Source organism: Bradyrhizobium sp. SBR1B (assembly GCF_014198205.1).
GTDB lineage: Bacteria > Pseudomonadota > Alphaproteobacteria > Rhizobiales > Xanthobacteraceae > Bradyrhizobium.
This window is the reverse complement of sequence record NZ_JACIHC010000008.1, coordinates 205,042-218,927: the sequence shown is the minus strand read 5'-3', so window position 1 is coordinate 218,927 and position 13,886 is coordinate 205,042. Positions and strand designations below refer to the sequence as shown.

The 13,886-nt window shown below is 59.3% G+C and carries 12 protein-coding genes and 1 pseudogene; 6 read left to right on the top strand and 7 right to left on the bottom strand.

Annotated elements, in window-relative coordinates:
• Window positions 1-495: 495 nt before the first annotated feature.
• A pseudogene (locus GGD61_RS40560) lies at window positions 496-636 on the bottom strand (GDP-mannose 4,6-dehydratase); the annotation flags it as partial.
• A 571-nt stretch (window positions 637-1,207) separates the two neighbouring features.
• Between GGD61_RS40560 and GGD61_RS22075 the strand changes: the two are divergent.
• The 5 genes from GGD61_RS22075 to GGD61_RS41440 all read left to right on the top strand — a co-directional run bounded on the left by GGD61_RS22075 (window position 1,208) and on the right by GGD61_RS41440 (window position 6,513).
• On the top strand, window positions 1,208-1,426 hold the full coding sequence (locus tag GGD61_RS22075) for a hypothetical protein (RefSeq protein WP_183231127.1): 219 nt from the start codon (window positions 1,208-1,210) through the stop codon (window positions 1,424-1,426).
• A gap of 775 nt (window positions 1,427-2,201) precedes the next feature.
• Window positions 2,202-2,444, top strand: coding sequence for a PilZ domain-containing protein (locus GGD61_RS22070; protein ID WP_183231126.1), 243 nt, complete (start codon window positions 2,202-2,204; stop codon window positions 2,442-2,444).
• 1,879 nt (window positions 2,445-4,323) lie between these two features.
• A complete protein-coding gene (locus GGD61_RS22065) occupies window positions 4,324-4,545 on the top strand; it encodes a hypothetical protein (protein ID WP_183231125.1) in 222 nt (73 codons plus the stop codon).
• Between the two features lie 22 nt (window positions 4,546-4,567).
• Entirely contained in the window at window positions 4,568-4,807 is a 240-nt protein-coding gene (locus GGD61_RS22060) for a PilZ domain-containing protein (RefSeq protein WP_183231124.1), read from the top strand.
• A gap of 1,451 nt (window positions 4,808-6,258) precedes the next feature.
• Window positions 6,259-6,513, top strand: a complete 255-nt coding sequence (locus GGD61_RS41440; RefSeq protein WP_183231123.1) for a hypothetical protein — start codon at window positions 6,259-6,261, stop codon at window positions 6,511-6,513.
• 265 nt (window positions 6,514-6,778) lie between these two features.
• On the opposite strand, the gene GGD61_RS22050 is transcribed toward GGD61_RS41440, so the two are convergent.
• From GGD61_RS22050 to GGD61_RS22040, 3 genes are read right to left on the bottom strand one after another with little or no spacing between them, the layout of a single operon-like run.
• Window positions 6,779-7,354: a hypothetical protein gene (locus GGD61_RS22050; protein ID WP_183231122.1), complete on the bottom strand. Its 576-nt coding sequence runs from the start codon at window positions 7,352-7,354 to the stop codon at window positions 6,779-6,781.
• Window positions 7,351-8,493 carry an ERF family protein gene (locus GGD61_RS22045; protein ID WP_183231121.1) on the bottom strand — a complete coding sequence of 381 codons (1,143 nt, stop codon included), beginning with the start codon at window positions 8,491-8,493 and terminating at the stop codon, window positions 7,351-7,353. Before GGD61_RS22045 ends, GGD61_RS22050 begins: the two co-directional genes overlap by 4 nt.
• The gene (locus tag GGD61_RS22040) at window positions 8,477-9,337 is read right to left on the bottom strand and encodes a YqaJ viral recombinase family protein (RefSeq protein WP_183231120.1); all 861 of its coding nucleotides are present in this window, start codon (window positions 9,335-9,337) and stop codon (window positions 8,477-8,479) included. The genes GGD61_RS22045 and GGD61_RS22040 overlap by 17 nt, the downstream gene beginning before the upstream one ends.
• A 240-nt stretch (window positions 9,338-9,577) precedes the next feature.
• On the opposite strand from GGD61_RS22040, the gene GGD61_RS22035 reads away from it, so the two are divergent.
• A complete protein-coding gene (locus tag GGD61_RS22035; protein WP_183231119.1) occupies window positions 9,578-9,973 on the top strand; it encodes a hypothetical protein in 396 nt (131 codons plus the stop codon).
• 368 nt (window positions 9,974-10,341) lie between these two features.
• Here the strand turns inward: GGD61_RS22035 and terL are convergent, their stop codons facing one another.
• Genes terL through GGD61_RS22020 form a run of 3 tightly spaced genes read right to left on the bottom strand, consistent with a single transcriptional unit; the run spans window position 10,342 to window position 13,627 of the window.
• Window positions 10,342-11,745 (bottom strand): phage terminase large subunit, encoded by a 1,404-nt coding sequence (gene terL, locus GGD61_RS22030; protein WP_183231118.1) that lies wholly within the window; start codon window positions 11,743-11,745, stop codon window positions 10,342-10,344.
• Window positions 11,742-12,167, bottom strand: coding sequence for a DUF5681 domain-containing protein (locus GGD61_RS22025; protein ID WP_183231117.1), 426 nt, complete (start codon window positions 12,165-12,167; stop codon window positions 11,742-11,744). Before GGD61_RS22025 ends, terL begins: the two co-directional genes overlap by 4 nt.
• Window positions 12,164-13,627 carry a DNA methyltransferase gene (locus tag GGD61_RS22020; protein WP_183231116.1) on the bottom strand — a complete coding sequence of 488 codons (1,464 nt, stop codon included), beginning with the start codon at window positions 13,625-13,627 and terminating at the stop codon, window positions 12,164-12,166. Before GGD61_RS22020 ends, GGD61_RS22025 begins: the two co-directional genes overlap by 4 nt.
• Window positions 13,628-13,886: the final 259 nt, after the last annotated feature.

Genomic DNA, 13,886 nt, shown 5'->3' with positions numbered 1-13,886 from the left:
ACTTGAGCGAAATTGGTTAATGGATGGTTAAATCAACCGGTGACCAGCACAATCTGTTTCCGGCTGCCATCTGATGTATCTCCTGGTCCTGCCGTCTATGGGGTGTCAGCATTGAACGCCCTTCTAGCCAAGCCTTTAACAGGAGAACATCCGGAGGATCGCGGCTGTGCCATGGTCGGTCCGGCTTGATGTCGTTCGAAGCTTTGCTGACTTCGATTCGTTCGTGGCGACACTTTAGAAGTCCGCAACGTTCCGCGTCCAGCGCTGCAATGCTCCAGCCTGGGCACGCAGGAGAGTGTATCAGTCTAAGGCGTGAGACAGTCACATGACGACTGGGCTAACGTTATCCAGGACGAGGACTGGCTCTTGCCTCGGCACCAGGAGTACGAGGTGCTGCTCTGCGGTCGATCGGATGACGACTTCCCTAGGAGCAAAGCTTAGCTGGGCCAACCGGCCCGGAGCAATAGCTGGCGTTTGGTAACAGCATAATCGCCGCAATTGCTCAAAGCGATCCGTATTGAAGAGGGAGGTCTGGCGCTTGATGCCGTGGACCTCGTATTCCTTCTGCAGAAGAAGTTCAGCCAAATAGGCGCCTTCCTGTCCGGTGACGCCGGTAGCAAGTGCACGTTTTTCTATCGTATCAGTCCCTAAAAAGAAAGTTTGTGCTTGCACGAAATCTGCTTCGCTAGGGATTGGTGAAAACGAAAGGAATCGAGCTGAGATAACGGCGTTTGGCTGTAATGGTTGAGCAAAGACTTCCGACAGACGTGTGCGTAGGTGTAACCATCTTCGACCGCGTTCATCCTAACCTGCGCGGACAGAGCAGATTGGATATGATAAGAGCTCCAGGCTTGGCGTAATAAGTGATCGCGTAAAGGCCCCTATGCGCTTTTGGATTCGAACGCCCCTTGCATGAAGATGTGCCCTCCGGCACATGACCAGAGACGCCACTACCGTGCTCAAATCCCGAAATAGGAACCGCTTCGCGCCCCTATGCGACTAGGGGACTCCGGTTTGCTGCACATCTAAGGGAGTCGAGTAAATTGAACCGCCGGGTGTCGGATGATATTTCGTGCCCAGGCGGGGAAATGGCGATAGTGATCTTAGGCAGGATGATCGTATCAGCCGCTCGGCCAATATCCATTGATCAGCGCGCCCATTCGTCGAAGATCAGGGCAGGCTGGAGGCAGAGCCGAAGGAACGGCTAATGCCGGGAACTCTACTAGAACAACTGGACCAAGTGGAACGCGAAATAAGAACGTACGTCGAGTTCGATGAAGAAGAGAAAGATCGATTCAATCGCGAGTCTTACTTGTGGACTGCAGAGGATCGGGTCGAGTGGCAGGCGTTACAATTTGATAATGCTCAGCGGCTCCGAGAACTGCGCGAAGAACGCGACATTCTGCGCAGCCGCCTTGGCCTATGAAGCGACAGCCGGATGCTCGCTATATAACAGGCGCGAAATATCGCAGCTGCTCCATTTCCCCGAAGCCGAACGCTAAGCCCAAAGTTAATCGTCCCAAGTGCGGTCGCCGCACTCGCACTCAAATGAGCGCACGGTCTTTTCCCGATCTGGGAAATGCACTGCCTTCAGTAAGCGGAGCGTTCTTCCGCACAATCTACACACTCTATTTGGCCGGCTTTCGATTTCGCCAATCTTTTCGGCTCTAAATAGCTCCACCGTGGCCCCCCGAGGTGTTTATGGGTAAGAGTTAGGCAAATATCTAAGCTTTGTCAGTTCAAAAAATCAACTTAGCCCAGAGCCCCCCAACTCCTGACGTTCACTGCAAAAGCAGGCGTCCCGCGGGTGTCTACCGTCGTCGCGATCGGCTGCGAACCTCGCGCATTACGAGCCACGGGGACCCCGCAATGGCGCTCAGCCGGAATCTGCTTAGGGGCTGCCTTGGACTGCTCTATTCGAGCTACCTACATGAAGCAGAGTGACGCTCTGCGCTAAGGTCGGGCACGGACGTAAAGGACCCGAGCCTTAAACTCCAAGTGGGAGGGACTGCCTAACGCCGAAGCAGCATGACGTGAGGTGACGAACGTTCGCCGGGGACCGGCGGTCTGTCAATACCCTTTCCACTCCCACCAAACGGGAGATGGAGGGGTCTAACCCGGCGATTAGCGTATCCTTAATTGCGCCTTAGGATTCGAGTGGGACTTTCTGCGACAATTTTCAACAATTTCTCCTCGCGGTCATGGAAAAGCGTAAGGTACGCCGGCGGCGCGTCTTCAAGGCCGCTATGATCGATTTTGCCGGGGGCGCGTTCAGCTGCGTCGCACGTGACCTGTCGGAGAGCGGCGCACATTTGGAGGTACCGAGTCAGATTGGAATTCCGCATGAGTTCATGCTGAGGATTCCGACGGCAGAGTTGCACCGGCCGTGCCGAGCGGTGTGGCGCTCCGACAGGCGGATTGGGATCGCTTTTGTATCAGCTTGAGACGTTGTCGTAAAGTTCAGTCTGGATCATGAGGGGAAGTATACGCCTTATGTGCTGGCGATGGGCGGCGACGATGTGCGGTTGCTGCCGCTCCACATGCGGAAAGCAAGCTTGCAACAGCTCTTGGCACGCCGGCCGGATGGGATCAGCGTACCCCCTTCGAGCGAGGCGACATCGCGGATCTATTCCGGGCAGCGTGCCGCATGGGGCTTGAGGGGCTAGTCTCGAAACATCGCGTCGGCGTACCGCGGTGGCCGGCAGAATCACTGGATCAAGGTAAAGAACCGGAGGTAGCCGGCGGTCGGACGGGTTATGCCTCCTAGAGTTAATCTGCGCGATCTGGGTGAGATGCTATCAAAGGGCGTGTCACGCTGAGTGGCGCGTCGGGGCGGCCCCGGTGCGTCCGCAGCCAGCCCCCGCGACGGCCGGGGTCGTTCCTAGGACTGAAGCGTGGATATTAATCCTCGGCGCCAGCGTGAACCGGCGGCCGTGTCACAAGGTTGTGGCATGGCCATTGCCCTGTCGTAACCAACTGGGATTTCAGCGCTCAGTTTGAGACTGAAAACGCTGCCGGGACCTGCATTTCGAGCCCGGCAGCGTTGTGTTTTGGGACCAATGAGACATAAACCGGGGTCTGCCAGCTGGAACGGTCTTAATCGTCCCAAGTGAGCTTCTGCAGTCGGCGCGCTTGAAAATGCGAACCGGCTTGGTCGATGCGGGTGTTAGCCTTCCACCCGGCTCAATCGGCCGCTACATTGTGAGCACATGTCGAATTGTCATGGGGGCTGCAGAGACGGCGAACTTATGTGCGGCATGTAATGCTCGTTAGCGGCTCAAGAAACTAAGTAAAGCTAATCAGCCGAGGACGTCCTTACTCTGCATTCGAGCATGGCGGGCGGCCGACTACGCAAGGTGCCGCTCTGAAACAGCTCCTGCGGCCGGTGCCGCGACGTTCCGCACGATCGGCGATGCTAGCACGTAGACCCACCAGCCTGAGTCGACGACCATCACACCTGCTTATGCAGTCCCCAAACGCAATGAGCAGTAGGGCGAGCCGCGCGCCTAGAGGCCCGCAACTCTGAACCGGCGAGCACAAGATCGCTCCTCAGGTTTGCTTGCCGCGCATGCAGTTGATGACAAACTCTCGCTTTGCGCGACCTTGCCCTTTCATAATTCCCCCGGCGCTCGAGAAACCACGTTCGCTAGCGAGTTGCCTGCAGCTGTCGAGACCTCGGACAAAGGCTTTTCGAGACATGCCCTGCTGAGCCTGTACAGCGCCGGCCGCCAAAGCCAAAGCCACGGAAGCTAATACAATAGACCTGATCATTCCCAGTCTCCCATGTCTTACCAGGAGAGGAATGGCATGAGCCCCGCTTTGACCGGGATGTCTCACGCCCGTGTCAGCAATGGTGACTTGCAAACCCCTTAGCACTGCTCTCAAACGCAGTGCTCAGCATTGCCTGTCGCTTGTGGATTGTAGCACGATGGCCCGCGGGGGTGAACCAGCGGGCCTCTGCCTTCAGTAGTGATACGGCCGGCATGGTTGTGCAATCAAACCCGCTGACGGTGGTGCCGATCTTCGCGAGGCGCAAGCCAGCCTGGAGCAGAGCCGGGCAAGCGGGAGGCTGGCCAGCCGCATGGGCACATTTCCGGCGGCTGCTGCTGCGCCTCATCCGGCCACTTGCCAGTTCTCACGCCTAAGTCGCTGAACTCTGGCTATGAACACGGACGGCACGGTCGCTGCTTCGAGACGAAGGTAACAGGATGCATCCTGGATAAGCCAGTAGCTGCGCCTCGTAAAGTCAAAGTAACATTCTAGCAAAGTTAGTCAGGTAGGATGTTGTTTTATCTTTACCGACAGATCAGTCCTGGGATTACCATGACCTCAGATTGCAACGATGAATTTGCAGTTATTTCAAGAGAAATTGCGGCGAAGCAACTAAGCGTTGAAAACCAAGCGATCTTGATTGAGGTGCTTGAACGTGAGGGACACGACATGAATGAGCAAAGAAGGGTCCTTGCCAGAGAGCGATCAGCCTTGGCAACGCAATTTGCTCGACAATTTCAGTTGCTAGAGAAAAGCTGTACATCAGGAGATTGAGCCCCATTGGCAGGCAACATACATGACAGAACGTCGGAAGCTTGAGCGCATTGATGTGGACGAGGTCGCCTATATGTTTGGCGACGGCGCCAGTTCACGCTGCCGCGTTCTCAACATGTCCGAACATGGCGCGGCAATCGAACTTCCGTCGAAGCGTTTCGTGAATTCCACATTCAAATTGATGCTTGAGAAAGGTCGCACCGTATATAGTTGCCGACTAATCTGGTCGGATGACAATCGCATTGGGGTATCGTTCGAATAGTCTTGACGATAACCCTGATCAGAAATGGATTTTCACGGTGCTATCCCCGGCATGGGATCGACGATGTCCAACAATAGAATTGAAACACGCCCGTGGTCACCCGAGGAAGAAGCGCACCTTCTGAGGCTCATCGAAAGTGGCATGGCCGCGAGCGAGGTTGGCCAGGAATTGGGACGCACTCGCTTGGCGGTCTACGGTCGATTGCTGCGCTTCCACAAGCAGCGAGGCCGAGTAAGCCGCACTAGCGGACGTTTGTTCCCGCAATGGGCCGATTAGCTAATTTCATGGCGATCTAACTCTCGCCCGCGTCGCACCAATGCCTCGATGGAGGGACTGTCTGGTATGGTGGACGCGATCCATCGCGGCGCCTTAGCTGGAGCCAACGGCTCGGGGCTTGAACAGTGATGAGCGAAAGAATTCATTAGCTTTCATGTGACTAACTGGCAGAGTGCCGATTACCGCTGATTACGGCATATGGAATGGGAATGTCGGCCCCGGCTGTTCTCCCAACCTGCGGCTGGGGCCGTTTTGAACTTTTTGCTGTATCGTTCAACCCGGTCCACAGCCATGCTTAAAGGCATTGCCACCGCGCTATTTGGAATGGGCATTTTTTCGCAGCTCGATCGAGCGTTTTTCTATGGCCGCAATATCGACGCGGCGTTCAGGCTTGCTCGAGAGATTGGTCGCGGATTTGGGCTGTAGAACGGCGCCCTACGTTCATGGGGGCTAGCGCATACTCCGCGGCAGCTCTTCTTCAACAGTATCCCGACGGTCCGCGACATTCGTCTGATCGGCAATACCCAAAGTCAGCACAAGTTCGCGAGTGCCTAGGACGGGACCGTGCGCTCTGTCCAAAGTCACAGGATGGCTTTTCCATAATTGCTTGACTCGACCAACTCATGGAGTGCTTCAAGATCATCCGGTAACGGGCCCCGCTACACATTCGCCTCATCCCACGGCGCAGCATCCAGATATCGCGCCTGTTAAGGAGCTCGTTACCCGTCAAATGTGACCATTTGCACGTTTTAGGTCGCGTATGCGACAGCGAGTTCTGAGCAGGTTAGAGATTTTCGACACGCCCGGTTGGCCAATATTTAGGGGTCTCACAGTGGCCTTATGGCGAGGAGTAGCACAGCGCAACTGGATCGATACCTAACCAGCGGTCGGTACATTGACGCCCCCGCGGATATGCTGTGGCAAATCATGCACTCATTTGCTTCTAGCTGACAAAACCTTCTGAGGTCGCGTGATGGAAGGCATTTCCTGGGCTGATCTCGACGCGGAGGAGCGCCGCGCCATTGCGATACTGGGGACCGGACTTTCTATCGAGCTTTGTGATCCGATCGTTCTCTTGAAGTTAAAGTGGCTCGGGCTGATGGTGGGATCACATCTGACGGCTGCTGCGCACGACTTGCGGAGGCGCGTTATTCTAGAGGAGATCCAGACTAGCGATGCGTATTCGCCCGAGTCTTCTCAGTCTTTCGCAAGCTGCGAAGATAATAGCCCTGCCTCTGAACGGCCTTCTTGATTTCGTCGCTGACCTTGTGAACTCTGCTTCTACTCCCACGCCATTTTTTGGAAGAGTAGGGCTGGGGCATTGGGGAGCCATTGCTTATGACGAGAAAGTCCCGCTTACCGTTGCAATAGACATCAAACATGTCTCACCCCCGCAGTTCATATTGATCAGAGCAAAAATTGTTTTGTGACAACCGCTCTAGTTTAGTGGCTGAAATCCTGATCGGGTGGTAGCTTTGTAATGTTGGGCAACGTTTTCTCCCGCCGGCGTTGCGGACACAAGGTCGGCTGGGAACCTGCCTGACTTGTTGATATCGGGAAAGTCAGTGCTGCTAAGCGGCAAACGCGTTCTGTTTTTATGCTGTCCGTATGCCACGCCAATGACGACATAGCCGCTGTCGAACACCTGCCAGGCGGATGCCGACCGGCGGCGGCCCCCTTAGGCTGATGAATCGTTCAGCGCAGCCGGCGCATCGGTCCACTTAAGAAGCGCTGATTCCTGATCTCACGAAGCAGCAACATTCGTTTGGTCTGAGCAGCATTGAGCAGGCCCTCGAACAGAGCCAAGACCTCACGCGCCTGAACGTAGACTTCGGTAGTGATCGCGTCTTGATCGAAGCCATAGGCAGCAAGGCGGGCGTCGATCTCGGTCGCGGCGACCGGATCAATGCGCCAACTCAAGGCATTTTGCTGGGTGTAGTATTCGGCTTGATCTTCGAAGTTGGGATCGATCCCGATTATATCGATGCGCCGCAGCGCCGCCTCAACTGCCTTTTGGCGATAGCTCTCGAGCAATTTATGCCGCAACATGCGGTAGCGCTGGATGTCCCAGGACAGCTCGGCGACATCGATCGCAAGCAGCCACTCGATGGCGGACCGTGGCGCAAGATCTGTGAAGATCGCCTGCCGGAGCGCCTGGTAGTGTTCGAGTTGTTCGCCCGGCAGCAGCAGGGGCGGGGGCGCCAAGGACTCAAACTCGACCGGGAGCGCCGTGACGGTGAGCTCGCCCGCGGTTTGGAATAGACCGTTCATCCGGCGGCCTCCGAATCCAGGTTTGCCGCAAGCGACGCGGCGCTCAGGGCGAGGTTGGCGGGATCGTGGACGGGGCTCGCCGCCCACAGCTCCTGCGCCACCGGCAGCGGCGAGATCTGCAGGTTGGCCCACCACGCCCGTTCATTGCCGTGCTGATGCAGCTCCTGGTGATGCGCGCGGCACAGCGGGACAGTGAACTCATCGCTGACCTTGCGGCCGAGCGCCCGGGCTTGAGCGAATTTCAGATGATGGGCATCGCACGGGGTTTGCCGGCACACCAGACAGGGCTGCTCCCTAACAAACAACAGGTGCGCCTTGCTGCGTTTGCGGGACGGCTCCTTGGGATAGGCGAGCCCGGCCTCGGGTAGCGCTGGCTGCAGCGCGGCCTCGGCGTCAGCAGCAGGCGCTGCTGGCAGGCTTGGCGTGCCATTCAAGTCGGCCGTCTGCTCGGCCTGAGCACGGCCAGCGTCCTCAAGCTTGGCCTGATAAGCTGCCTCGACGTGCCGGGCATCCGGCTCCTGCAGGCTGTTCTTGAGCGGGAGGCTCGCCATGGCCCAGCTGAGCAGATCGGTGCTGGCAGGCAGCGCTTCGAGCTGGCGCAACAGCTGCTCCCGGAGTGCGGCGGACTCCCCCGGCCGCAGCACCGGGGCACGGTTGAGAGCGCCCTTGCCGGGCGAGGCCTTGAGGTTAGGTGGTGCGGGAGAACCGGCGGCCGTATCCGGGGCGTCCAGATCGTCCTCGCCGGCAATCCCGACCAGCGCGAACAGGGCGTAGCGTCGGGCGTAGGTGAGCGCCGCACCCATGCGATGCGGCGCCTCGATGTCCCGTGCGGCGCAGACCGGCCAGTCCGAGGAGATCCACTCGCCGGAGGAATGGGCGAGCAGGGTGGTGAGGTGGATGTGGCCGGTGGTCTCCTCGACCCGCGTGGTCTGGATGGTGGCGATCTCCTGCTGGCTCAGCGTCTTGCGCACGATGTCGAGGCCGCTCGCCAGCGAGGCATAGCGAAAGGTGCGGTCGTCATCGCGCAGGAACGGGGAGCGGATCTGAGCGGTCAGCGTCTTTTCCGGATTGGTCAGTTCGGCTTGCGCGCGAGCCAGCGCCGCTGCGATCGCCCCGATATGCTCACTGGCCTGGTGCATGGACGGTCTCCATCTCAACCGGATCAAAGCTGACGGCGCCGGCCTTTGAGCGCTTGGCGCGAACGCCGTGGCCAAACGCCTCCTTGGCATCCTCCGGCAGCAGCTTCTTGAGCTCGGTCTTGGCCAGCTCATGCTCGCCATGGGCCTGGCGGGTGCGAAGATAGGTCGCCGCGCAGGCGGCCCACAGATTGGAGGCGGTCATGTCGACCACCTTGACGGCGGCAAGTCGCGGCCGTGGGGTCTCGATCCCAAACAGTAGCGGCGGCTCGCCGCTCTGCACGCAGCGCCAGAATTTCTTTTCCGCGGTCAGCAGCAGGTGCTGATAGAGCGGGTCGGCATGCACGGTGATCTCGATCCATTTGCCGCCGCCGGTGATGATCGAGAGCACGGCCGCGCGCGCCGCGACCACCCACATGTTGTGCTGCAGCTGCGCCATGTGCTTGTCGGCCGCTGCCTCTTCGGTAAAGGCCCAGGGCAGCATGAACTTGGCCTCGAACACCGCGCCGGTCGGCGCGACGATGCCGTCCAGGGTAGCTGCCATCCAGGCATGGACGGGGTGCCGCACCCGCTTCTGGATGTCGGTGATCGCATGCCCGGTGGCGTTCTGGTACCAGCTGCGGTTGAGGTCTTCGGTGGCACTGCCAAGCTGGACGATCAGGTTACGCGACAAATCTTGCGGCGCGACCTCGCCGCGTTTTTCCCGCCACAGACGCAGGAGCTCGTCCTGGTCCTGGCCCATGATGATGCGGGCGTCCGAGCCGCCGATGAAGGCGCGGCGGTCGAGGCGGTTGAATGTGACGGCGGAGTGGGGCGCCACGGCGCCGTCGGATGCAATCGTGCTCACCGGTCTCTCCTGGGTTGACGCGGCTTGCCGCCGCACCACCAAAAGCCCCGCCACTGCGAGGGGAGAGACCGGGGCCAAGGGCCCGCCGGCCGGTTTAATGATTAACGCTCCTTTTGCGCGGCAATGCCAGTCCTTTCTGCAGCAAAATCGCAGTTCTATGGGTCTGAAAACCCTTGATCTCTCAATGCGTTGGAGCGAGCTTCCGGCCGCCACGATCAGCATCGGCCGAGGGCCTCGGACATGGTGTCCATTCGACAGATCGAAGCCAATCGCAGCAACGCCAAGCGCAGCACGGGGCCGAAAACGGCGGTTGGAAAGACGAGGTCCAGCCGCAACGCGCTGCGCCATGGGCTGGCGCGAAGCATTATCAGCGATCCTCCCGAGGTGGAGAATCTTGCCGTCGCGATTGCTTCGGGGCTCGGGCATCCGATCACGCCCGATGCGGCGATGGCGCTGGCGCGGTCCAAGCTCGCGCTGCTGCGGATCCGCAGCCTGCGGCAGGCGATGTTAGGCGCACTTTTGAACGGCCCGCTGGCGGCAGATCTGAAAGGCCTTCAAGGCTTGGAGCGCTACGACCGGGCTGCTTTGGTGCAGCAGAAGAGGACGCTTCGCTTGCTCAGCTTCGAGCGCGAGTGAGGCAAGGTCAGTTGGCTTCGTTCCGGAAATTGGCCGCACCGCCCCAATGGCTGCCGGCAACGCTCCTCGACTGCGCATCGCAGATGATGGGCTTAGCGCCTGGGCTGCTTCGGCGCCGAACAACGAGCCGACAGAAAGTCGCGGAACAACTCCAACGGATCAACGCCCAGGGCCTAGATGATGGCGACAAATTCCACGACGTGGACGTCTAGATCCGCCGCACGGATGCCATCGAGCAGTTCGACCCGTTCTTCTTCATTTGCCATCCGCCAAAGAGAGCGCTGAGCGCCCGCTTTGACGTGCTGAACTTCACGTCCGGACCGGCCGTGAGTTAGGGCGTGAGACTCGCCTGGCGGCAATGGGGGCCATCACAGCCAGCTCAGCGTGTAATCGTAGCCATTGTCCTCGTAGGCCAGCGCCTGGCTGATGCTGTCGACTTGATCGTCGTGGCGGCTTTGCGGGAAGGTCAATAGCTCCATCTCGAGCTCGGCCAGGAACGGCGCGTTCCTGGGAAGCCAGACCCGTCCGGCGGCGAATTTGCCCTGCTGGACGTAGAGCCGGCCGACCTTGTCGTGCTCCACCTTAATGGGATTGACGAAGCAATCGCCCTTCTCGCCGAGCTCCTGGGCCAGCGCGATTCCGGTGGAGGCTTCTTCGACCAGGATCTCGTGCGGCTTGAAGCGCTTGGCGAGCTCGAGCGCGGTGTCGCGCAGCGCCGGATACTCAAACCGACCGCGCACAAGATCGAGCAGGTAATAATTCCCGTCAACGACCAGCCACGTCGTACAGACCGACCAGTCATTTTGCGCGCCATTCTTGGCGGCGGTATCCCAACTCTGGATGATGCGGCAGCCCAGCACCTCCCTTGAGGGGACCTCGTCGTAATATCGCAGCCAGACTCGCTTGATCATGGCGCCGCCGGCCGGAACCGGCGCCTGCTGGTACTGCGCGGCGAACACGTCGGGGCCGAGCGTTTGGCGCAGCTTGCGCAGCGTCTCGATCGATTCATGGGACGGATGCAGCGCGTCCCCGGCCTTCCTGAGGTGAAATCGATTCGGGCCGATCGGGATCGCGGCGTCGGTCTCGGCGATCGCGGGCAGGCTGAGCACCTGCCAGTCATCGGATGAACTGGCCAAGAACCCGGACAGATCGTCCAGATGAACGCGCTGCATCACCACGATCACCGCGCTGGTTTGCTTGTTGTCGAGCCGCGACATCAGCGTATTGGTCACCCACTGGTTGATGCTGGTTCTGCGCGCCTCCGACTGCGCATCAATCGGCTTTTGCGGATCATCGATCAGGATGAGATCGCCGCCGAGCCCTGTCAGCGTCCCGGAGACCGATGTCGTCCGGCGCGAACCGCGCCGGGTCGTGACCAGCTCGGTTTCGGTGCTGCGCGCGATGCGCATGTCCGGAAACGCGCGGCGGTACCAATCGGCATGCACGATCGATCGGAAGTCACTGGCATGCTTGGCGGAGAGGTCATCGCCGTAGCTGATGGAAATGATGCGGCGGCCTGGCGCGTGTCCAAGCAGGAAGGCCGAAAATGCCACCGACACCGTGATCGATTTGAGGTAGCGCGGCGGCATGTTGATGATCAAGCGGGTGATCTCGCCGCGGCGCACCCGCTCGAGCTGATAGGCAATGGCCTGGATGTGCCAATTGGGCAGGAATTGAGCGCCGGGGTTGAGATGGAGGAAGCTGCGATGGACAAAGCTGATGAAGTCAGCGCGCAGGATGGCGGTGAACAATGCAAAATCCTGGCTGGTCATTCGGATTTTCCTTGTTTTTTGAATTGCTGGTAGAGCTGTTCGGCGTACGATTCCAAAACTTTGCGATCATCCGTGTCGAGCAGCGGCGTTGCAGGCTGTTCGATGGATTCGACCTGCTGCTTGCGATTGAGAAGCAAGGCGGCCGCTTTGTCCTTGCCCTTCAGCGCGTCGTCCGCAAATTTGGTGAAGATGCCTTCGAGCACGGAGATCTTGCGCAATCTTCCCTTGTCACGGATGTCGATTTTTCGGTTGAGAATTTCGTTGATGATGGTCGCCTCGTTCTTCGAGCCTTTGGGCCGCCCCCCCTTGTTGCCGGATTGACCCGGCTTAAACTGGTGCTCGCGGGGTGGACGGCCGTAACCAACACCGTCGCCTTGATTTCCTTTGGCCGTAGGCGGGCCTGATTGCTTGCGCCGGCTCATGTGCTGCTCTCCGGTCCGGAACGCGCAGCGGTCACCTCGTCGAACGTCTGTCCGGTAGTGGAAAGGATCGCATCGCGCTTGGTGATGTTCTGCCAGCGGCGGATTGCGGCATCGACATATAAGGGGTCGATCTCCAGCCCGTAGGCCTTGCGGCCGACGCGCTCCGCCGCCAGCAGGGTGGTGCCCGACCCCAGGAAGGGGTCGAGAACGAGATCGCCCCGCCGCGTGCAGTCCTTGATTGCATCCGCGATCAAGGCGACCGGTTTCACCGTGGGATGCACCGTGAGATCATCGAGGCGGTCCTTGCGGAAGGTATTGACGCCGGCATAGGTCCAGACGTTGGAACGGTTGCGGCCATGGCGGCCCAGCTCAACATTGTTGAGATGCGACCCATCGCCGTTCTTGTAGACGAAGATCAGCTCGTGCTGGGAACGGTAAAAGCTGCCTTGGCCGGCATTGGTCTTGTTCCAGACCACCAGGTTCTGCAGCGGCCCGAAGACGGCGTGGCCTGCATTGTGCATTTCGCCAATGTGGCGCCAATCGACGAACGCGAAGTGCAGTGAGCCGTCGTGCGAGAAGTGGGCGGCCAGGCGCATCCAGCGCGTGAGAAAATCGGTAAACTCGACCGGCGACATCTCCCCGGAGGCAACCGCAAATTCGCGGTGCTTGATCTTGCCGCGGCCGAGCGTTGTGGAAATTTGCACATTGTAAGGGGGATCGGCAATCAGCATGCGGGCCCGATCGGACCCCATCAGCCTTGCCCAATCGCTCTGATCGCAGGCATCGCCGCACAGCACGCGATGCGCATCAAGCTGCCACAGCTCGCCCCTGCGGCTGATGGGCTGCTCGGCGATTGTGCAGGACGCGTCAGCTGAATCATGCTCCGAGTTGCCGAAGTCGAGCATTAGCCCGTCGATTTCGGCCGGCTCAAACCCTGTGATGTCGAGGGTGAGATTGAAGTCTGGGAGAAGCGAGGCGAGCTCACCGAGTTCTTCGGCAAGCAACTTTCGATCCCAACCCGCGTTTGTCGGAATCTTGTTGTCGGCGAGCGCCAGGGCGCGCTTTTCCGCGTCGCTGAGGCCGCGCAGCACCAGAACGGGGACCTCCTTGAGGGAGAGCTGCTTAGCCGCCTCCCAGCGGGCGTGCCCGGCGATGATGCGCCGATCCTCGTCGGCCAAAATCGGGTAGGTCCAGCCGAAGCGGAGAATCGAGTTTGCGACTTGTTTGATCTGTTTCTTGGAGTGCGTTCGCGCGTTCTTGGCAGCTCGCTTGAGAGCTCGTAGCGGCAGCAATCGTACTTCCGGTTGGCCAACCTGTGGCAAGCGAGTGCTTGTCTTGGTAACCTCCAAATGGTCTTCAATGGGACGTTCGAGGTGTTTAGTTTGCTTACGGGAATTGGAAAGCGCGGTGCCTCTGTTAGGCCTTGGTTTGGGGGCGGCCTTTGTTCGACTGAGCGTCATGTTGTGGCTCCTTGTTGTTGAAGGAGCACCTCATATGCACCACAGCAGGTGCGTTGGGTAAATGATGAAAAAAGTGTATAATGATCAGCTGATTAGGCCGTGCGACAATGCTGTTGGTGGTGGAGGCGTGGTCCGCTTGCACAAAGGCCCGCGGATACGGTCGTTTCGCCGTGTCTGCGGGCGGCCGCTGTGGCCGCGCGATCGGTCATGATGGCTCGCTAGGTAGCTGAGGGGCAGTACGCAACAGCCATCGTGGCAT